This is a genomic window from Pseudomonas sp. IT-P176 (assembly GCF_949767245.1).
Taxonomy (GTDB): Bacteria; Pseudomonadota; Gammaproteobacteria; order Pseudomonadales; family Pseudomonadaceae; genus Aquipseudomonas.
In genome coordinates this window covers 31,095-50,769 of record NZ_CATKPN010000051.1, presented here as the reverse complement: position 1 = coordinate 50,769, position 19,675 = coordinate 31,095, and the positions used below count along the sequence as shown (strand labels likewise).

Sequence of the window (19,675 nt, the reverse complement as noted above, 5' to 3'; positions counted from 1 at the left end):
TTCAAAAGTGAGCCGCCGTCAGGCGGAACCATAGGAGGCCGTTACCGAAGAAATGGATATGTACTCGACCTAATCCAACACCCCGGCCAGCCCACAGGCCGCTACAAAGTTGTGTAGATACCTATGCCGCGATGGGCACGCCGCAGTATCGGATCAATCCATCGAGCCGTAACGCTTCGCCGCTTCAATCGCCAGGCCGCTGCCGATGCTGCCAAAGATGTTGCCTTCGACATGGCGGGCGTTCGGCAGCATGGCCGAGACGCTGTTGCGCAGGGCCGGAATCCCGCTCGAACCGCCAGTGAAGAATACCGTGTCTACCTGGTCGACACTGACGTTGGCGTCCAGCAACAGTTGGCTGACACTGTTGCGCACGCGCTCCAGCAGCCCATCGATGGCTGACTCGAACAACGCCCGGCTCAGCTCCACGCTCAACCCCGGCTCGATGCGGTCCAGCGGCACGTGGCGGCTGTCGGCATGGGTCAGCTGGATCTTGGTTTCTTCCACTTCCATCGCCAGCCAGTGCCCGGCGCGCTGCTCGATCAGTTTGAACAGGCGGTCGATGCCACCGGTGTCCTCGATGTCATAGCGCATGCTGCCCAACGCCAGCTGGGATTTTTGCGAGTACACCGAGTTGATGGTGTGCCAGGTTGCCAGGTTCATGTGCTGGCTGGTGGGCATATAGGCGCCGCTTTTCATCCGGCTGCCGTAGCCGAACAGCGGCATCACGCCTTGCAGGCTCAGTTGCTTGTCGAAGTCGGTCCCGCCGACGTGCACGCCGCCGGTGGCGAGGATGTCGTCCTGGCGCTGGTCCAGGCCGCGGCGCTCGGGTGACAGGCGCACCAGCGAGAAGTCGGAGGTACCGCCGCCGATGTCGACAATCAGCACCAGCTCTTCACGCTCGATGGTCGACTCATAGTCGAAGGCAGCCGCGATCGGCTCGTACTGGAACGACACTTCCTTGAAGCCAATGGCGCGTGCCACATCCACCAGGGTGTCTTCGGCTTCCTTGTCGGCCATCGGGTCGTCATCGACGAAGAACACCGGCCGGCCCAGCACCACTTCTTCGAATTCCCGACCGGCGGCGGTCTCGGCGCGCAGCTTCAACTGGCCGATGAACAGGCCCAGCAGGTCCTTGAACGGCATCGCCGTGCCCAGGACGCTGGTGTCGTGCTTGATCAGCTTGGAACCCAGGAGGCTCTTGAGGGAACGCATCAGGCGCCCTTCGTAGCCTTCCAGGTACTCGTGCAGCGCCAGACGGCCGTACACCGGGCGGCGTTCCTCGATGTTGAAGAACACCACCGAAGGCAGGGTGATCTTGTCGTCCTCCAGCGCGATGAGCGTTTCCATGCCAGGGCGCAGCCAGCCGACAGTGGAGTTGGACGTGCCGAAGTCGATACCGCAGGCACGAGCTGGAGATGCGTTTTTCATGTCTTTCTGGTTCCGGTTAAAAAACGGCCGCGCAGTGTATGTCAGTGCGACGCAGAATCGAAGGCCGACTATCCGCTAAATCTCAGCTTTAAGTGCCTTGAAAGACTATCCTTGCTCCCCAAACTTACAGGCATGGCTTGGCAGCCACTGCGCGATCAACGGATTCGCCCGGCTGCCGATAAACTTCTGCTGCGCTGTCCGGTCACAACCTTGAGATCGGTCAAGCCCGCTGCGCCCCGCTGGTGCATGCTGGCAGACGGCGCGATATCGATAACGGATGGTGATTCCCGCGATGGACTTCAAAGACTATTACAAGATTCTCGGTGTCGAACCGACCGCTGACGACAAGACGATCAAGGCCGCCTATCGCAAGCTGGCGCGTAAATATCACCCTGACGTCAGCAAGGAAAAAGACGCCGAAGCCAAATTCAAGGACGCCTCGGAAGCCTATGAGGCGCTGAAAAGTGCCGACAAGCGCGCCGAGTACGACGACCTGCGCCGTTATGGCCAGCATGGGCAGCCGTTCCAGGGCCCGCCTGGCTGGCAGAGCCGTGGTGGTTTTGGCGGCGCGCAGGACAGCGGCGACTTCTCGGACTTCTTCAGTTCGATCTTCGGTAACCGTGGCCCAGGCTTCGGTGGTGCACAGTCTGGCCGCAGCGCCGGTCGGCGAGGGCAAGACGTGGAAATGGAACTGGCGGTCTTTCTCGAAGAGACCCTGTCGAACGAGTCGAAGAAGATCAGCTTCCAGGTGCCGCAATACAACGCGGCTGGCCAGCACGTCAGCAACACGGCCAAGAGCCTCAACGTGAAGATCCCCGCCGGCGTGACCGACGGCGAGCGCATCCGCCTCAAGGGCCAGGGCGCACCGGGGATCGGTGGCGGCGCCAATGGCGACCTGTACCTGACGATTCGTTTTGCGCCGCACCCAAAATTCGACGTCGAAGGCGAAAACCTGATCATCACCTTGCCGCTGGCGCCGTGGGAACTGGCCTTGGGAGCCGAAGTGGCGGTGCCGACCCTGACCGGCAAGATCAACCTCAAGGTCCCGGCCGGCAGCCAGAACGGCCAGCGCATGCGCGCCAAAGGCCATGGCCTGCTGAACAAGGCGGGCGAGCGCGGGTACCTGTTCGTGCAGCTCAAGGCCGTGATGCCCAAGACCTGCGACGAGGAGGTCAAGGCGCTGTGGCAGGAACTGGCGAGCAAAGCCGCGTTCAACCCGCGTGAGTACTTCTGATCGAGCACATTCGCGTTCCAGAACCTGGAGTAACTGACAATGAGCAGTCCCCTGATCGTTCAACTGGACATGGCGCAATTCTGTGAGGCGACCGATTTACCGGACGTCTACGTGATCGAAATCGTCGAGCACGGCATCCTCGAACCTCAGGGCGCCCAGCCCAAGGACTGGCGTTTCAACGACTACGAACTGGCGGTCGCCAAGCGCGCCGCCAAGTTGCGCCACGACCTGGAACTGGAGTGGGAAGGCGTCGCCCTGGCGCTCGACCTGCTCGAAGAAGTGCAGCAACTGCGCGCCGAAAACCAGATGCTCAAGCAACGCCTGGCGCGGTTGGTGGTGGAGTAAGTGTTCTATTCCCTTCGCGTTCTGATACTGCCTTGAATCATCGACAAACTGACTTTTTGCACACTGCGCTGCCTGGGGTTTCCGCTGCGGTCGTAAGTTACGGAATATTCGCGGGTGGCGCCACTTGGTAGTGTTCTCGGCGGCGGAACGGGTGCGAGTAGAGGCTCATAGGGGGGGCTGTCCCAGATCTGACGGGAACTACTAGGTTCTCCAGGTTGCTGGTCGGGACTAAGAATACCTACTTGCCCACCGGTATCATTAAAGCGGGGTAACTGTCTCTTTGGTGGAATCGGCGGAGGAGCTTCACTCCGAATTGCGTGATCAGGAAAGTTGCGAGTGGTTTCACCCGAGTGCTTCCTGACCAATGGCGGCGTAGTTTGGGGCGCAGCCCCGCCAGGGAAGTTTGGATTGCTAATGCCCGTTTGCATTTGGTTGGCAGGCGAGACGAGGGGAGTATCCGTAGAAGTTAGTAAAGGGGTTACGCTAGAGGTGCTGGAGGTCCTAGCCAGTGAGGTACGGCGGCTGGAGAGAAAATCCATCCACTTAATATGCCCCGTCGGATCCGAAAAGTTCACCGGATCCCCCTCGCAATACGTATACGCATTCAACCCACCTCGTCCAAACGGGCTCCAACTGTCTGGGCTATGAAAACGCATCAATATCGGGTTGTAAGCGCGGTAGCCATTGCCTAGCAAGTACCAGCCCAGTCGCGCTTCGCGCAGTTCACCGTTAAAACCCAGCCCCGTCGTAACTACCTGTTGTCCGGATTGCTGGCCGTAAGGAGGGTAAGCGATAGGGTTGGTCCGATCCGCCGTAATCTCAGCGATGATCGAGCGTTTGTTATCGGTGGCCAGCAGCAGGGTTCGTGCCTGGCGCGAGCCGTCGTTACTGTCAGATCGAGAGTGGGTCATGACCGGTCTTCCTTGTGAAGAGGTGCGACGCGAATCAATTTTACCGATAACGCATAACGCGGGTAACTAGCAGAACTGCTAGTAAAGCGTCACCCTTGCCACCGAAATGCACCCGTCATATCAAATCGGACCGTTCGTCGAAGGTGCTCGACATGCAAATACTACCAGGGCACCACCTCAGAACAGGAAGTAATGCTGCGCCATTGATAATGGTATCTGTCGGCTTATTGCGCGGTGCATCCGGGCGGGTGGTATATAAGTACTTTCGGTATTCGGATAGTCGAAGATTAGCTCGTTATTTGGCAGGTTTCCTTGCAGCTATTTGGTTTATTTATCGGCTCGGCTTTTTAGTAAGTTTGGTGCTCTTGAAAATAACGTGAGTGGACCAGACGATGGCTGAGTTAAATAAACCGTTTGCAAGTAGTGCTGAAACTGCGCTCGCTGAGGATAAAGGGCCTCACTATGATTATGTAAAGAATAAACTGCCTGCCTGGCTTTTGCAGGCAACACCACAAAGACGCAGGGAACTGCGCGATGCCGGGTTGGCTAGGCCCAGCCGGCACGAAGCTGCAACCCAGGATCACCAGGCTGCTTTCAAGCGTAGCAGTCGGCAGAGTTACGCTACGCAAAATACGCTCGATCAGATGCTGGTTAACCTGCAGGACGTCAAGGCCTTTTCCCGCCCACTCCTGACGGCTGCAATTATGCAGAAGTTCAACGTTGCGGTGGATGTTGATACTACGCAGTTGGTGTACGCGGTCGCGAACCCCGAACCCTTTGGCAACGATATTCGATTAACCAGCAGCTTGCTGGATGCAGCCTTGCATAACTTCACCGAAGCTGACGAAGCTGACACTTATGGTGAGACGCGCAGTAGCAGTAGTGTGTTGCTTGTTTCACCGCAAGGAAGGTTGCCGTTTACCGTTGAACAGTTTGCAGCGTTGTCTCGACAGTTGGACCTGGGTGCCAAGTATCAGGCGCATATCAAGAGCGCACTGGGTATCGCCGAGGTCGTGGCTGAAGGTGTCTTGAAGGCCAGGGTCATACTGAGTCAACAGCATGCGTTCAGTGCGGCCATCGATCTTGCGCGAATGCAGGGTGATATCGACAGGGTCACACCCGATTCAACTATTTATAACCTGCTTATCCAGGTCCGGGACAACCTCAATGACCTGACTCTGGATGACAAGCCTGTGCAATTCAACGGGCTGAAACTGCTCGGGGAAACCGAGTTGATCGGCGTGGTACTGATTGGGCCGGACCGCATCAGCAGTGAATCGGTGCAGCGCCTGGTTGTGTACATTCCGCATGACCCGATCAGCCCGATCAAGGAGTACCCATCGGTGCAGCATTTCCACAGCGAGCTGCGTGAGCGATTGCGTGATCCTGCCTATCAGGAATTTTTCAGTCGGTTTGTCAGGCAGGAAGACAAGGCGCGTTTTTTCAGGCGGTTGAATGATCGGCTGACGCCGCTTAAATCGCAGCCCAACGGCCGTGTTTATGTAAGAACTCCAGATCCTGAGGCCAGGATCCATATGGAGGAAACGCCGGTTTTAGGGGCGCTTTGGGTATTTCTCTTCGACCAGCAACTGAACAAGCTCCTCAACGATGCAACGTTTGTTGCAGTGTCCACGGCAGATGTCGATGCGCAGGCGCGTAATGACAAACTGCTCGGCTATCTGGGTACGGCGCTGGCAGTGCTCAATGTCGTTGCGTTGTTTGTCCCGCCCCTGGGTGTGGCGATGATGGCTGTGATGGCGACGCAACTGACCTATGAGGTGGTAGAAGGCGTCGAGGCATTGGCGCAGGGCGATACGGATGAGGGTTTTGTCTATCTGATGGATGTTGCACAAAACCTCGCTCAGCTAGCGCTGCAGGCAGCTTTTGGTGTTGAGGGCGCAGAACCAGTTACCCCCCTCAAGCGCTCGCCGTTTATCGATAGTTTGAAACAGGTCACCTTGCCGGATGGCGAGACTCGGTTATGGAAACCCGATCTAGAACCCTACGAGCACACTGGAGCATTGCCGGCAGGTCTGAAGCCCGATGACCTGGGATTGCTGCATCACGATGGCCAGGCGTTCCTGGTCCTGGGGGATAAGCGCTACAGGGTGAAAATGGACCCTGCCAGCGGCAAGTACCGGGTCGTCCATCCTGCCAGGGCAGAGGCCTATGGGCCTGAACTCAGCCACAACGGTTTCGGTGCCTGGAGCCATGAAGTGGAGCAGCCTCGGACTTGGGAGGGCCGCGAACTGATGCGACGGGTCGGGCCTGGTGTCGGCGAGTTCAGCGATGCTGAGCTTGAACAGATTCGCCATGTCAGCGACACCGATGAGGGCGTCTTGCGTCGAATGCACGTCGAGAGCGAGCCACCTGCACCGATGCTGGCCGATACGATCAGTCGATTTGAGGCGTACAGGCAGGTCGAGGAATTTATCGCTGATATGAAGAGCGCCTCATCCAGCGCTTCTGCAACCGATCATTCGATCAACCAGTTGCATGTCCTGACGCGGTATGGCACGTGGCCGGACACGGTATCGGTACGGATCATCGATGCGCAGGCGAAGACGCTCTGGGAATACGTCAATCCCCAGGGTGTACAGGGCAAGGTGCGGATCGTGCAGATCCATGACGCACAGGTTCGAGGGGGGCGACTACTGAAAACGCTCCTGGAAAGTCTCACTGAAAGTGAAACCGATGTTGTGCTTGGCCAAGCGCCTGGGGCCCCGCGGGAAGTTCTGGAAAAACGCATCGAGGGACTGCGCGCGCGCATTGCTCGTGTTGCCGAAAGCCATAAGGTCGAGTTCTTCAATGATATCTACAACGCGAGGACCGACAGTAGCGATCCACGGCTCAATCTGATCAAGTCGCGATTTTCCAATGTGCCCACGAGCTTGGTTGAACAGTTGCTGGCCGACGCTAGCCCTGGTGAGCGTCAGCAAATGGCCAAATGGGACTTTGCCGACAAGCTGCAAACCAAGCCCATACCCCTGCACCTGGCGGAAGAACTGCGCTGGATCCAGCGCGAGGTACGCCTGTCACGAGCCTATGAGGGGCTTTACCTGGACGATTTGATGGGGCAGGACGCAGAGAGGCTGGTACTCAACTCACTGAAAAAGCTGCCAGGCTGGTCGGATGATTTGCGCATTGAGGTTCGAGACGGCTCGTTCAGCGGTGCGCTGCGGTCCAGTGTCGGCCCCGAGAGTGCTGATAGCCGAAAGGTGCTGGTGCGTAATGACCAAGGGCGGTACGAGGCCCGAGATCAGAATAATGAGCATTTGCACGGGGCCGATGATCTTTATGCTGCTCTTCAGCATGCCTTGCCGGATACCCAGCGCAAAGCGCTAGGCTTGCCTGATGTGGGGCAGGGGCCAGAGTTGAAGGCGTTGATCAGGCAGCACCTATTGACGCGCGGTGAGTTGCGCTCGTTATTGGGGATGCAGCCGATCAATCCCGGATTCAGGGCGCCCCAGCGCTTGATCGATGGTCGCCTGGGTTATCCACTGTCGGGGCGCGGGACGGGTTTGAATTCCGTACCGGTATCGGACGAGGCAAGAGTGCTCAAGCTGTTTCCCAGCTTCACTGATGGTCAGGTTGAGGGTTTCCTGGAGATGTTGGGAGCCGAGCGGGAAGTGTATCTGGTCAATTTTGAGGCGGAGCATCAACGGTTGCTGAGCTGGTCTGAGCAATGGCTGGCGACTCCGTCGACGCGTGTCTTGCCAGATGGCAGTGTTGTCGCCGTCGAGCAGTATGAAAAACAAGTGGTCGCTGAGTTGCTCAAGCGTAGCTGGCAAAGACAGTCACTCAGATACTCGCGCTATGGTGTTCGTCGGGGGTATGAACTGAGGCTGCGAGGTCGAGCGGTTGGGGCGCTGCCTGCTCTGGAAGTGGACTTTGGTCATGTGAATTTTCTGGACCTCAGTGGCATGGACCTCATGGCGGCTCCCAATGAGTTTCTCGAATCGTTTCCCTTTGTTCAACGCTTGGAACTGCAGGCCAACCGTCTTGTAGACATACCCACGCAACTGGATGAAATGCCCAGTCTTGCCTATTTGGACCTGTCCGGTAACCGCATCAGGTTAACCACCGGCGAAGCGGATTCACTGGCTCGGATGAGGGGGCTCAGAGAGTTGAATCTAAACCACAACCCGTTGGAGCGAGTGCCTGATCTAAGCCAGATGAAGGAACTGGGCGTGGTTCGCTTGCAGGGCACCGGAATCAGTCAATGGCCAGTCGGGCTGGCCGATCCACCCCGCCTGGAAATGGTCGATTTGCGTGATAACCAGCTCACCTCGTTTCCCGAATGGGCGGTGAATCCACCTGCGCAGCAGTCGGCGGCAATCAATCGGGTATTAAGGTTCACTGAACTGAACGGCAATCCTCTTTCCGATCAAGGCATCGCGCAATATGGGGAGATTCTGACACGTATCTACCTGGACAACGATGAGGCCGGATTGGCGCCCGTCCCCCCTGATTCGCCGGCTGATCGTGGTGCTGCCGGCGGCACCCTGGCGCCCTCGGCGCAGCGTCTAGAGCGCTGGATGCGCGATACGCCAGCGCCGGAGCAGAATGTCAGAAGGACGCAATGGGCACTCCTCGACAGTGAAGCCCTCGCTAGGGAAGCCGCCGCAGGAGAGGCTGGAAGGGCGGTCAGTGAAAGCGAGGAGTTTTTCCGGCTACTGGAAAAACTACATCAGACGGCCGAGTACAAAAAAGCCTATCCAGACCTCAAGGCAAGGGTTTGGGCGGTGCTGGATGCGGCTGAAGAAAACGCAGTGCTGCGTCGTGAACTGTTCCAGTTGGCAGGGGAGCCAGAAACCTGCAGCGATCGTGCTGCGCTGATGTTCAGCCAGCTGGAAATCAAGGTCCTGACTCACAAGGCCCTGGCGCGCGTCGGCGATAGCGACGCAGGTCTTCAATTGCTCAATCTGGCCAAAGGTCTGTTTCGTCTGGATGAGGTGGAAGCGTTTGCGCTCAAGGACATTAACGAGCGCATCAAAACCATAGTCCGTTCCGATACTTCGACGCGCGACAAGGGCCTCCAACTGCTGTTGATGGATCAAATCGAAGTGCGGCTTTCTTATCGGGTCAACCTTAGGGACAGGCTGGACTTGCCGGGGCAGCCTACGAAGGCAGAATACGCGGGTTCGCAATACGTGCCTCGCGCCAAGCTGCAGGAAGCAGAACAGTATGTGCACAGCCTCAAGGACTCGAAGGCCGAGATTGAATCGATCGCGCAGCGTGATTTCTGGGCGCAGTATTTGAAAGAAAAATATCGCTCCAGGTTCGATCTGGCCTATGAGCCAACCCTTGAACGCCTGGAGCAGTTGGACATCGCCCGCACTTCGATGACCAGTGATGCCTACAACACTCAGTCCAAGGCACTGGCCGTCGAGGCCAGGGTTGTCGAGCAACGGCTCATCGACCTGCTGACACCCGAGGAAATACTCAGCCTGGAAAATGGCGGTAATGCTGCTTAGCGGATAGCTCCAACCCCGAATGTTGCCTGCGGCAGCCTTCGGGGTTTTGCGTAGTCAGAACAGGAAATACCGCTGCGCCATCGGCAACACATCCGCCGGCTCACACCACAACAGTTCGCCATCGGCCTTGACCTGATAGGTCTGCGGATCGACGTCGATGCTGGGCAGGTAGTCGTTATGGATCAGGTCGGTCTTGCGCACGCTGCGGCAACCCTTGACCACGGCGATGGTCTTCTTCAAGCCCAATGCCTGCGCCAGTCCTGCTTCCTCTGCGGCCTGGCTGATGAAGGTCAGGCTGGTGGCGTGCAACGAGCCACCGTAGCTTGCGAACATCGGGCGGTAGTGCACCGGTTGCGGCGTCGGAATCGAGGCGTTGGCGTCGCCCATGAGGCTGGCGGCAATCGCCCCGCCCTTGAGAATCAGGCTGGGCTTGACCCCGAAAAACGCCGGGCGCCACAGCACCAGGTCGGCCCATTTACCCACTTCGATCGAACCCACTTCGTGGCTGATGCCGTGGGTGATCGCCGGGTTGATCGTATATTTGGCGAGGTAGCGCTTGGCGCGGAAGTTGTCGTTGCCCTCGCCATCCCCCGGCAGTGGGCCGCGCTGCAGCTTCATCTTGTCGGCGGTCTGCCAGGTACGGATGATGACTTCGCCGACCCGGCCCATGGCCTGGCTGTCGGAACTGATCATCGAGAATGCCCCGAGGTCGTGCAGGATGTCCTCGGCGGCGATGGTTTCACGACGGATACGGCTTTCGGCGAAGGCCACGTCCTCGGCAATGCTTGGGTCCAGGTGATGGCAGACCATCAGCATGTCCAGGTGTTCGTCGATGGTGTTGCGGGTGAATGGCCGGGTCGGGTTGGTCGAACTCGGCAGCACGTTGGCAAAACCGCAGGCCTTGATGATGTCCGGGGCGTGACCGCCACCCGCGCCTTCGGTGTGATAGGTGTGGATGGTGCGGCCCTTGAAGGCGGCGAGGGTGGTTTCGACAAAACCCGATTCATTGAGGGTGTCGGTGTGGATCGCCACCTGCACGTCGTACTGGTCGGCCACCGTCAGGCAGTTGTCGATGCTGGCCGGGGTGGTGCCCCAGTCTTCGTGCAGCTTGAGGCCAATGGCGCCGGCCTTGACCTGCTCGATCAACGGTCCCGGCAGGCTGGCGTTGCCCTTGCCGGTGAGGCCGATGTTCATGGGAAAGGCGTCCGCGGCCTGGAGCATGCGAGCCAGGTGCCAGGGCCCGGAGGTGCAGGTGGTGGCGTTGGTGCCGGTGGCAGGACCGGTGCCGCCACCGATCATGGTGGTAACGCCGCTCATCAAGGCTTCTTCGATCTGCTGCGGGCAAATGAAGTGGATATGCGTGTCGATGCCGCCAGCGGTGAGGATCATGCCTTCGCCGGCAATCACTTCGGTCCCGGCGCCGATGGCCATGCTCACGTCGGGCTGGATATCCGGGTTGCCGGCCTTGCCAATGGCGGCGATGCGCCCGTCCTTGAGGCCGACATCGGCTTTGACGATGCCCCAGTGGTCGAGGATCAGCGCGTTGGTGATCACCGTGTCGACGACGTCGGCCGCCAGCAACTGGCTCTGCCCCTGGCCGTCGCGGATCACCTTGCCGCCACCGAACTTCACTTCTTCGCCATAGGTGGTGAAGTCCTTCTCGACCTCGATCCACAACTCGGTGTCGGCCAGGCGGACCTTGTCACCGACAGTGGGGCCGAACATGTCGGCGTAGGCCTGACGGGAGATTTTCATTCGTTCGCCTTGAGATTCAGGAAAATTTGAAGTCGTTCGCTGCGCTCACTATCGCGGGCAAGCCCGCTCCCACAGGGGAATGCGATCACTTGTGGGAGCGGGCTTGCCCGCGAAGAGGCCAGGGCAGACGCCGTAAAATTTAAAGGTCACCCATGATCCGTCCGGCAAAGCCGAACACCCGGCGATGCCCGGCCAGGTCCACCAGTTCCACGTCGCGGCTCTGCCCCGGTTCGAAGCGCACCGCGGTACCGGCCGGGATATTCAGGCGCATGCCGCGGGTGGCGGCGCGGTCGAAAGCCAGGGCGTCATTGGTTTCGAAAAAGTGATAGTGCGAACCGACCTGGATCGGCCGGTCGCCACTGTTGGCCACGGTCAGGCTCAGGGTGCGCCGGTCGACGTTGAGCTCGATCTCGCCGGGCTGGATCCGGTATTCGCCAGGAATCATGCAGGTTGTCCCAGGGTCTTGAAGTAGATGGCGGTCGGCGCGTAGTGGCCGTCCGGGCTTTGGCAGTAGTTGGGCAGTTCGCCGACGCGGGTATAACCCAGTGACTGGTAGAAGGTTTCCGCGGCCGAGCCGGCTTCGGTATCCAGGTACAACAGGCCGCGCTGGTGCTGGCGCGCGGCAAGTTCCAGGGCATTCATCAACTGCTGGCCGAGGCCGCGTCGACGGGCCTGGTGCAGGACCTGGAGTTTTTGCACTTCGGCGCGATTGCGCCCGTTGGCTTTCTGGCACAAGCCAAGTTGCACACTGGCCAGGACCCTTTCTTCCTGGACCACCACCCACAAGAGCAGGCTGCCGTTCTCCAGGTCGGCCTGGACGGCGTTGAGGTAGGCGCGGGCCTGGGCGTCATCGATGTCGGCCAGAAAGCCGATCGAGGCCCCGTGCTGCACGGCGTCGAACAGCAAGTCGTGCAAGCCCTGGCGGTAGTGGGCAAAACTTTCCGGATTGACTCGGCGTAGTTGGGCGGCGTTCATCGTGGCTTACTCCTTGTGGGCCTGGGGTGGCTTCGAGCCTGGGTTGAGGGTCAATTGCATGAACGTCAGGTCGAGCCAGCGACCGAACTTGGTGCCCACCTGCGGCATCTGTCCGGTGGTGATGAAGCCGGCCCGCTCATGCAGGCGGATCGATGCCACGTTGCCGCTCTCGATGGCCGCCACCATCACGTGTTTGCCAGTGTCCCTGGCGCGCACCACCAGCGCTTCCATCAGGCGCGGACCGAGGCCGTTGCCGCGTTGGTCGTTGCGCACGTACACCGAGTGTTCCACGGTGTGGCGAAACCCATCGAAGGGCCGCCAGTCACCGAAAGAGGCGTAGCCGAGCACCTGCTCGTCGGCAGCGGCGATCACCAGGATCGGGTAGCCCTGGGCGTGGCGAGCACTGAACCAGGCTTGGCGATTGGCCAGGTCGACCGCCTGTTCGTTCCAGATCGCGGTGGTGTTGAGCACAGCGTCGTTGTAGATGTCGCGAATCGCCGGCAGGTCGGCGGGCACGGCATCGCGGATGTGATACGGCATGGCGCGACCTCAGGCGATAGGTTGATGGACGGTGACCAGTTTGGTGCCGTCGGGAAAGGTGGCTTCGACCTGGATCTGCGGGATCATTTCCGGGATGCCGGGCATCACCTGTTCGCGCTGCAGCAGGGTGGTGCCCAAGTGCATCAGCTCGGCGACGCTCTGGCCGTCCCTCGCGCCTTCGAGCAGCGCTGCGCTGATATACGCCATGGCCTCCGGGTAATTGAGTTTGACGCCGCGGGCCAACCGCCGCTCGGCCACCAGGCCGGCAGTGAAGATCAACAGCTTGTCTTTTTCGCGTGGGGTCAGGTCCATCGTGGAAATCCATCTGGGCAGAAAAAAAGAGCATTCGTAAGGTCGACCCGAACCCGTTGTCGGTGTTCAGGTATTCCATATTCGCGGCGCCAGAGCCTCGCGGCCGAGCAGGGCCGGGCGCAGCAGTGTCCATAAATCAATCAACCAACCCCGCGCCAGCAAGGTTTCACTGGCCAGGCAGCGGGCAACCAGCAGCCCGGGAAGTTGGGTCAAATCCCCGCGTACCGGGTTGGGCAATGAGCGACAGGCCTGCAGCAGTTCGCTGTCGATTTCGCCGGTCACCAGCAAGGTGGCAAATACCGGCTGGCCGTCCAGGCCAATCGGCGAGTCGAGCAAACCGTCAGCGCCGACAATGCGCTGGCGTTCGTGCCAGAGCAACTGGCCGTCGCGGCGGATCTCCAGTTGCGCTTGAAAGTGCCCATGCTCGAAGCGTTCGCCGCTGGCCGGGCGACCCAGTGCCACCACGTCCCAATAGAACAATCGCGCATCGCCCTGCAGTTCGATCGAGGTCTTGAGCTCGGCCTGGGCGGCGCTGAAGACGATGGTTTCCTGGGGCAGCCATTCCAGTGTGGCACCGGTGGCAACCTGCAAGTCGAGCTGCTGATAGGCGGGGCTGGCGGCGCGATACCACTTGGCGGCGCCGGGGCTGGTCAACTGCGCCCAGGCGTTGGGTCCGACGCTCGCGCGGACCTCCAGGCGATCGCCACCGGCAATCCCTCCGGGTGGGTGGACGATGATGTGCTGGCACACTTCGGGGCCTTCGGCGTACAGGTGTTTTTGCACCCGCAGCGGACCCTGATGGCGGCGCAGGGTCGGCCGCGTGCTGGCGCCGAAACGGGCGTAGCCGAGCTCAAGCTCGGCATGCCAGCTGGGTGTGAATGCGTTGTGTTGGGCAGTGGCAGTCATATTTTCTGATTATCGTCAGGACGCTAAAGACTAGATCGTTACCAGGCCGCGTACACCCTCGGCTTCCATGTTTTCGCCGCGACCTTGCTGGACGATCTCGCCTCGCGACATCACCAGGTACTGATCGGCCAGCTCGGCAGCGAAGTCGTAGAACTGTTCCACCAGCAGGATCGCCATGTCACCGCGTGCCGCAAGCTGCTTGATCACCGCGCCGATCTCCTTGATCACCGAGGGCTGGATGCCTTCGGTGGGTTCATCGAGGATCAGCAGGCGTGGCCGGCTGGCCAGCGCACGGCCGATGGCCAACTGTTGCTGCTGGCCACCGGAGAGGTCACCGCCACGGCGTAGCTTCATTTGCAGCAGCACCGGGAACAGCTCGTAGATGAAGGCCGGCACTTCCCGGGCTTCGGCGCCGGGGAAACGCGACAGCCCCATCAACAGGTTTTCTTCGACGCTCAGCCGGGGGAAGATTTCCCGGCCCTGGGGAACATAGGCGATACCAGCATGAACCCGCTGGTGCGGCTTGAGCCCACTGATGGTCTTGCCCTCCCAGTTCACCGCGCCCTCTTTGGCCGGCAGCAGGCCCATCAGGCATTTGAGCAGGGTGGTCTTGCCCACGCCGTTGCGCCCGAGCAGGCAGGTGACTTCGCCAACCTTCACCTCGAAGCTGAGGCCGCGCAGGATGTGGCTACCGCCGTAGTACTGGTGCAATTTATCGACTTGCAGCATGTTCAAATTCTCCTCAATTCCCTGTGGAGCGGGCGCTCGCTCCTACAGAGAGCAATCCACACCTGCGTTCAGCGCCCGAGATAAACCTCGATCACCCGCTCGTTGTCCTGCACCTGCGCCAGTGACCCCTCGGCCAGCACGCTGCCCTGGTGCAATACGGTGACGTGGTCGGCGATCGAACCGACGAAGCCCATGTCGTGCTCCACCACCATCAATGAATGTTTACCGGCCAGGCGCTTGAACAGCTCGGCGGTGAACTCGGTCTCGGCGTCGGTCATGCCCGCCACCGGTTCATCGAGCAGCAGCAATTGCGGGTCTTGCATCAGCAGCATGCCGATTTCCAGGAATTGTTTTTGCCCGTGGGACAACAGGCCGGCGGGGCGATTGACCGAGGCGGTCAGGCGAATGGTATCCAGCACCTCACTGATCCGGTCGCGCTGCTCGCCATTGAGTCGGGCGCGCAAACTGGCCCATACCGACTTGTCGGTCTTTTGCGCCAGCTCCAGGTTCTCGAACACGCTCAGGGCTTCGAACACCGTGGGTTTCTGGAACTTGCGGCCGATCCCGGCCTGGGCGATCTGCACTTCGCTCATGCGGGTCAGGTCCAGGGTCTCGCCGAACCAGGCCTTGCCGTGAGTGGGGCGGGTCTTGCCGGTGATCACATCCATCAGGGTGGTCTTGCCGGCTCCGTTGGGGCCGATGATGCAGCGCAGCTCACCAACGCCGATGTACAGGTTGAGACTGTTCAACGCCTTGAAACCATCGAAGCTGACACTGATGTCCTCCAGGGTGAGGAGGGTGCCGTGGCGGGTGTTCAGGCCTTTTTCGGCGCGCTGCCCGAGGCCGATGGCATCGCGGCTGCTGCCGGCATCCTTGTTCGGTTCCAGGATCGGTTCGAGCATGAATTCGGCGGTCGCAGTGACTCTCATTGTTCACCTCTTTTTCTCAGCAGGCCGATCACGCCCTTGGGCAGGTACAGGGTGACGATGATGAACAGCGCACCGAGGAAGAACAGCCAGTATTCGGGAAAGGCCACGGTGAACCAGCTCTTCATGCCGTTGACCACGCCGGCGCCCAGCAGCGGGCCGATTAGCGTGCCGCGTCCGCCCAGGGCGACCCAGACGGCGGCTTCGATGGAGTTGGTCGGGGACATTTCGCTGGGGTTGATAATGCCTACCTGGGGCACGTAGAGCGCACCGGCCAGGCCGCAGAGCACCGCGCTCAAGACCCAGACAAACAGCTTGAACCCGCGTGGGTCGTAGCCGCAGAACATCAGCCGGTTTTCCGCGTCGCGCAGGGCGGTCAGCACCCGGCCGAACTTGCTTTGCGCCAGGCGCCAGCCGATGAACAGGCTGGCCACCAGCAGCAGTACGGTGGCACTGAACAGCACCGCGCGGGTGCCGGGTTCGGTGATGCCGAAGCCGAGGATGGTGCGAAAGTTGGTGAAGCCGTTGTTGCCGCCAAATCCGGTCTCGTTGCGGAAAAACAGGAGCATGCCGGCGAAGGTCAGGGCCTGGGTCATGATCGAGAAATACACGCCCTTGATCCGCGAGCGAAAGGCGAAGAAGCCGAACACCAGCGCCAGCAAGCCGGGGGCCAGCACCACCAGGCACAGGGTCCAGAGAAAGCTGCTGGTGCCGGTCCAGAACCACGGCAGCTCAGTCCAGGAGAGGAAGGTCATGAACGCCGGCAAGCCGTCCCCCGAGGCCTGGCGCATCAGGTACATGCCCATGGCGTAGCCACCGAGGGCGAAGAACAGGCCGTGGCCCAGGGACAGCAGGCCGGCGTAACCCCAGACCAGGTCCAGGGCGAGGGCGACGATGGCGTAGCAGAGGATCTTGCCGACCAGGGTCAGGGTATAGGCCGTGACATGCAGGGCGTTGTCGGCGGGTAGCAGCGACAGCAGCGGTAGCGCCAGCAGCAACAACACCAGTAGCGTACCGACGGCAATCGTCACCTTGGGCCCGGCCTTGCGGGTGGCGGTAATGAGCAGGGGCTGGTTCATCAGTCGATTACCCGTCCTTTGAGTGCGAAGAGGCCTTGCGGGCGTTTCTGGATGAACAGGATGATCAGCGCGAGGATCAGGATCTTGCCCAGCACCGCACCGATCTGCGGCTCGAGGATCTTGTTGGCGATCCCCAGGCCAAAGGCGGCGAAGACGCTACCGGCCAGTTGGCCGACGCCACCGAGCACTACTACCAAGAAGGAGTCGATGATGTAGCTCTGGCCGAGGTCCGGGCCGACGTTGCCGATCTGGCTCAGCGCGACGCCGCCGAGCCCGGCGATCCCGGAGCCGAGGCCAAAGGCGAGCATGTCCACGCGCCCGGTGGGCACGCCGCAGCAGGCGGCCATGTTGCGATTCTGGGTGACGGCGCGCACGTTCAAACCCAGGCGGGTCTTGTTCAGCAGCAGCCAGGTGAGCACCACCACAAACAGCGCAAAGGCGATGATCACGATACGGTTGTACGGCAGCACCAGGTTGGGCAGGACTTGGATCCCGCCCGAAAGCCAGGCCGGGTTGGCGACCTCGACGTTCTGCGCGCCGAACAGCAGGCGGACCAGTTGAATCAGCATCAGGCTGATGCCCCAGGTGGCGAGCAGGGTCTCCAGCGGACGGCCGTAAAGGTGGCGGATCACCGTACGCTCGAGTGCCATGCCGATGCCAGCGGTGACAAAAAACGCCACCGGCAAGGCCAGTAGCGGATAGAACTCGATGGCGTTGGGGGCGAAGCGCTGGAGCAGCATTTGCACCATGTAGGTGGAGTAGGCGCCGAGCATCAGCATTTCGCCGTGGGCCATGTTGATCACCCCCAGCAGGCCGAAGGTGATCGCCAGTCCCAAGGCCGCCAGCAGCAGGATCGAGCCCAGCGACATGCCGCTGAATGCCTGGCCGAGCAACTCGCCCACCAGCAGTTTGCGCTTGACCTGACCGAGGCTGGTTTGCGCTGCGGTGAGGACCGCGGCATCGGCCTCGACTCCAGGTTGGAGCAGGCTTTCCAGGCGGGTGCGGGCCAGTGGGTCGCCGGTTTCACCGAGCAGGCGCACTGCGGCCAGGCGCACGGCCGGGTCACTGTCGACCAGTTGCAGGTTGGCCAGGGCCAGGCTCAGGGCCGCGTGCACCGGTTCATCCGCTTCGCCAGCCAGTTGCTGGCCGAGGAATTTCAATTGCGCCGGCTTGGCGCTTTTCTGCAGTTGTTGCGCCGCACCGAGTCGCACCCGGGGATCGACGGCAAGCAGTTGCTGGCTGGCCACGGCGGTGTCGATCAGACCCCGCAGGCGATTGTTCAGGCGCAGGGTCTTGGCTTGGCCGTCGACGGTCACTACGCCTTGCTGCAAGGCATTGATCAATTCGACGCGCGCCGGATCGGGCTGCGCGGCCCAGGCTTCGAGCAGCCGGGCTTGCTGCGCCGGATTGGCGGTGACGAAGTCTTCGGCATCGCCGGCGTGGCTGGCCAGAGGCAGCAGTAGCGCTGCGAGTGTAAGGAGCAGGCGAAAAAGCGACATGGTGATGTCCTGAATAGCAGCGACTACCCCTGTAGGAGCCGAGCTTGCTCGCGATAGCGGTGCATCAGACACACTGCCATCGTGAGCAAGCCGCAAGCGGGCACCCGCTCCCACAGGATTCTATTGGTCCGCTCAGTTGCTCTTGACCGCGTAATCCGGCTTCTTGTCGTTGCCGGCAATGAACGGGCTCCAGGGCTCGGCGCGGATCGGTCCTTCGGTCTGCCATACCACGTTGAACTGACCGTCGGCCTGGATCTCGCCGATCATCACCGGCTTGTGCAGGTGGTGGTTGGTCTTGTCCATGGTCAGGGTGTAGCCCGACGGTGCGGCGAAGGTCTGGCCGGCCAGGGCTTCACGGACCTTGTCGACATCGGTGGACTTGGCTTTCTCGGCGGCTTGCGCCCACATGTGGATGCCGACGTACGTGGCTTCCATCGGGTCGTTGGTGACGGCCTTGTCGGCGCCCGGCAGGTTGTGTTTCTTGGCGTAGGCCTTCCAGTCTGCGACGAACTTCTGGTTGACCGGGTTCTCCACCGACTCGAAGTAGTTCCACGCTGCGAGGTTGCCCACCAATGGCTTGGTGTCGATGCCGCGCAGTTCTTCCTCGCCTACCGAGAATGCGACGACGGGCACGTCGGTGGCCTTCAAGCCCTGGTTGGCGAGCTCCTTGTAGAACGGCACGTTGGAGTCGCCGTTGACCGTGGAGATGACGGCGGTCTTGCCGCCGGCCGAGAACTTCTTGATGTTGGCGACGATGGTCTGGTAATCGCTGTGGCCGAACGGCGTGTAGACCTCTTCGATGTCCTTGTCGGCCACGCCTTTGGCGTGCAGGAACGAGCGCAGGATTTTGTTGGTGGTGCGCGGGTAGACATAGTCGGTGCCCAGCAGGAAGTAGCGCTTGGCGCTGCCGCCTTCTTCGCTCATCAGGTATTCCACGGCGGGGATCGCCTGTTGGTTCGGCGCGGCACCGGTGTAGAACACGTTCGGCGACATCTCCTCGCCTTCGTATTGCACCGGATAGAACAGCAGGCCATTGAGCTCTTCGAACACTGGCAATACCGACTTACGCGACACCGAGGTCCAGCAACCGAATACCACGGCCACCTTGTCCTGGGTCAGCAGTTGCCGGCCCTTTTCGGCGAATAGTGGCCAGTTCGACGCTGGGTCGACGACCACCGGCTCCAGCAGCTTGCCATTGACGCCGCCCTTGGCGTTGATTTCGTCGATGGTCATCAACGCCATGTCTTTGAGCGAGGTTTCAGAGATCGCCATGGTCCCGGACAGGGAATGCAGGATGCCAACCTTGATGGTCTCGGCGGCCTGGACTGTCCAGGTCATGCCCATCGCGGCAATGCTTGCCGAAAGTGTGAAAGCCTTGATCAAGCTGCGACGCTTCATTGTGCGATCTCCATGAACGTGTTGGGGTTTCTGGTTGGCATTGGTGGAAGGCTGAAGAGTCTTTAGCAAGGGCTGTGCCTAAGCGCGTAGGCCTGCGGTTTGGTGCCGCCGCCGAGGAGGACTGATGCGCGAGCGCACCAGGGACGGGCGTGCAACGCTAT

At 60.7% G+C, this 19,675-nt stretch carries 16 protein-coding genes; 3 read left to right on the top strand and 13 right to left on the bottom strand.

What is annotated here, in order from left to right; translation table 11 throughout:
- Positions 1-153: 153 nt before the first annotated feature.
- Entirely contained in the window at positions 154-1,428 is a 1,275-nt protein-coding gene (locus ACM6IP_RS15415; RefSeq protein WP_159993485.1) for an Hsp70 family protein, read from the bottom strand.
- Positions 1,429-1,720: 292 nt separating this feature from the next.
- On the opposite strand from ACM6IP_RS15415, the gene ACM6IP_RS15410 reads away from it, so the two are divergent.
- Positions 1,721-2,662: a DnaJ C-terminal domain-containing protein gene (locus ACM6IP_RS15410; protein ID WP_414861800.1), complete on the top strand. Its 942-nt coding sequence runs from the start codon at positions 1,721-1,723 to the stop codon at positions 2,660-2,662.
- A gap of 39 nt (positions 2,663-2,701) precedes the next feature.
- A complete protein-coding gene (locus ACM6IP_RS15405; protein ID WP_095171081.1) occupies positions 2,702-3,007 on the top strand; it encodes a chaperone modulator CbpM in 306 nt (101 codons plus the stop codon).
- Positions 3,008-3,012: 5 nt separating this feature from the next.
- Here ACM6IP_RS15405 and ACM6IP_RS15400 read toward each other — a convergent pair whose 3' ends face one another.
- Positions 3,013-3,918 (bottom strand): RHS repeat-associated core domain-containing protein, encoded by a 906-nt coding sequence (locus ACM6IP_RS15400; protein WP_414861799.1) that lies wholly within the window; start codon positions 3,916-3,918, stop codon positions 3,013-3,015.
- 392 nt (positions 3,919-4,310) lie between these two features.
- On the opposite strand from ACM6IP_RS15400, the gene ACM6IP_RS15395 reads away from it, so the two are divergent.
- Positions 4,311-9,395, top strand: a complete 5,085-nt coding sequence (locus ACM6IP_RS15395; RefSeq protein WP_414861798.1) for an NEL-type E3 ubiquitin ligase domain-containing protein — start codon at positions 4,311-4,313, stop codon at positions 9,393-9,395.
- Positions 9,396-9,449: 54 nt separating this feature from the next.
- Here ACM6IP_RS15395 and ureC read toward each other — a convergent pair whose 3' ends face one another.
- The 11 genes from ureC to urtA all read right to left on the bottom strand — a co-directional run bounded on the left by ureC (position 9,450) and on the right by urtA (position 19,514).
- The gene (ureC, locus tag ACM6IP_RS15390; protein WP_414861797.1) at positions 9,450-11,150 is read right to left on the bottom strand and encodes an urease subunit alpha; all 1,701 of its coding nucleotides are present in this window, start codon (positions 11,148-11,150) and stop codon (positions 9,450-9,452) included.
- Between the two features lie 139 nt (positions 11,151-11,289).
- On the bottom strand, positions 11,290-11,595 hold the full coding sequence (locus ACM6IP_RS15385) for an urease subunit beta (protein WP_414861796.1): 306 nt from the start codon (positions 11,593-11,595) through the stop codon (positions 11,290-11,292).
- Positions 11,592-12,125, bottom strand: coding sequence for a GNAT family N-acetyltransferase (locus ACM6IP_RS15380; RefSeq protein WP_095171091.1), 534 nt, complete (start codon positions 12,123-12,125; stop codon positions 11,592-11,594). The genes ACM6IP_RS15385 and ACM6IP_RS15380 overlap by 4 nt, the downstream gene beginning before the upstream one ends.
- A 6-nt stretch (positions 12,126-12,131) precedes the next feature.
- Positions 12,132-12,665 (bottom strand): GNAT family N-acetyltransferase, encoded by a 534-nt coding sequence (locus tag ACM6IP_RS15375; protein ID WP_414861795.1) that lies wholly within the window; start codon positions 12,663-12,665, stop codon positions 12,132-12,134.
- A gap of 9 nt (positions 12,666-12,674) precedes the next feature.
- Complete coding sequence (locus tag ACM6IP_RS15370; protein WP_159993499.1) at positions 12,675-12,977, bottom strand: urease subunit gamma; 303 nt, start codon at positions 12,975-12,977, stop codon at positions 12,675-12,677.
- 66 nt (positions 12,978-13,043) lie between these two features.
- Positions 13,044-13,883, bottom strand: a complete 840-nt coding sequence (locus tag ACM6IP_RS15365; protein WP_159993501.1) for an urease accessory protein UreD — start codon at positions 13,881-13,883, stop codon at positions 13,044-13,046.
- 30 nt (positions 13,884-13,913) lie between these two features.
- Entirely contained in the window at positions 13,914-14,612 is a 699-nt protein-coding gene (urtE, locus tag ACM6IP_RS15360; RefSeq protein ID WP_095171098.1) for an urea ABC transporter ATP-binding subunit UrtE, read from the bottom strand.
- A gap of 68 nt (positions 14,613-14,680) precedes the next feature.
- Positions 14,681-15,541: an urea ABC transporter ATP-binding protein UrtD gene (urtD, locus tag ACM6IP_RS15355; RefSeq protein WP_414861794.1), complete on the bottom strand. Its 861-nt coding sequence runs from the start codon at positions 15,539-15,541 to the stop codon at positions 14,681-14,683.
- Complete coding sequence (gene urtC / locus ACM6IP_RS15350) at positions 15,538-16,617, bottom strand: urea ABC transporter permease subunit UrtC (protein WP_414861793.1); 1,080 nt, start codon at positions 16,615-16,617, stop codon at positions 15,538-15,540. Before urtC ends, urtD begins: the two co-directional genes overlap by 4 nt.
- Positions 16,617-18,116 (bottom strand): urea ABC transporter permease subunit UrtB, encoded by a 1,500-nt coding sequence (urtB, locus tag ACM6IP_RS15345; RefSeq protein ID WP_414861792.1) that lies wholly within the window; start codon positions 18,114-18,116, stop codon positions 16,617-16,619. Before urtB ends, urtC begins: the two co-directional genes overlap by 1 nt.
- A 132-nt stretch (positions 18,117-18,248) precedes the next feature.
- Entirely contained in the window at positions 18,249-19,514 is a 1,266-nt protein-coding gene (gene urtA, locus ACM6IP_RS15340) for an urea ABC transporter substrate-binding protein (RefSeq protein ID WP_095171104.1), read from the bottom strand.
- Positions 19,515-19,675 lie beyond the last annotated feature (161 nt).

Bases quoted from the DNA above. Each gene is read 5' to 3' on its own strand.
- ACM6IP_RS15415 (WP_159993485.1), bottom strand. From the start codon at position 1,428: ATGAAAAACGCATCTCCAGCTCGTGCCTGCGGTATCGACTTCGGCACG.
- ACM6IP_RS15410 (WP_414861800.1), top strand. From the start codon at position 1,721: ATGGACTTCAAAGACTATTACAAGATTCTCGGTGTCGAACCGACCGCT.
- ACM6IP_RS15405 (WP_095171081.1), top strand. From the start codon at position 2,702: ATGAGCAGTCCCCTGATCGTTCAACTGGACATGGCGCAATTCTGTGAG.
- ACM6IP_RS15400 (WP_414861799.1), bottom strand. From the start codon at position 3,918: ATGACCCACTCTCGATCTGACAGTAACGACGGCTCGCGCCAGGCACGA.
- ACM6IP_RS15395 (WP_414861798.1), top strand. From the start codon at position 4,311: ATGGCTGAGTTAAATAAACCGTTTGCAAGTAGTGCTGAAACTGCGCTC.
- ureC (WP_414861797.1), bottom strand. From the start codon at position 11,150: ATGAAAATCTCCCGTCAGGCCTACGCCGACATGTTCGGCCCCACTGTC.
- ACM6IP_RS15385 (WP_414861796.1), bottom strand. From the start codon at position 11,595: ATGATTCCTGGCGAATACCGGATCCAGCCCGGCGAGATCGAGCTCAAC.
- ACM6IP_RS15380 (WP_095171091.1), bottom strand. From the start codon at position 12,125: ATGAACGCCGCCCAACTACGCCGAGTCAATCCGGAAAGTTTTGCCCAC.
- ACM6IP_RS15375 (WP_414861795.1), bottom strand. From the start codon at position 12,665: ATGCCGTATCACATCCGCGATGCCGTGCCCGCCGACCTGCCGGCGATT.
- ACM6IP_RS15370 (WP_159993499.1), bottom strand. From the start codon at position 12,977: ATGGACCTGACCCCACGCGAAAAAGACAAGCTGTTGATCTTCACTGCC.
- ACM6IP_RS15365 (WP_159993501.1), bottom strand. From the start codon at position 13,883: ATGACTGCCACTGCCCAACACAACGCATTCACACCCAGCTGGCATGCC.
- urtE (WP_095171098.1), bottom strand. From the start codon at position 14,612: ATGCTGCAAGTCGATAAATTGCACCAGTACTACGGCGGTAGCCACATC.
- urtD (WP_414861794.1), bottom strand. From the start codon at position 15,541: ATGAGAGTCACTGCGACCGCCGAATTCATGCTCGAACCGATCCTGGAA.
- urtC (WP_414861793.1), bottom strand. From the start codon at position 16,617: ATGAACCAGCCCCTGCTCATTACCGCCACCCGCAAGGCCGGGCCCAAG.
- urtB (WP_414861792.1), bottom strand. From the start codon at position 18,116: ATGTCGCTTTTTCGCCTGCTCCTTACACTCGCAGCGCTACTGCTGCCT.
- urtA (WP_095171104.1), bottom strand. From the start codon at position 19,514: ATGAAGCGTCGCAGCTTGATCAAGGCTTTCACACTTTCGGCAAGCATT.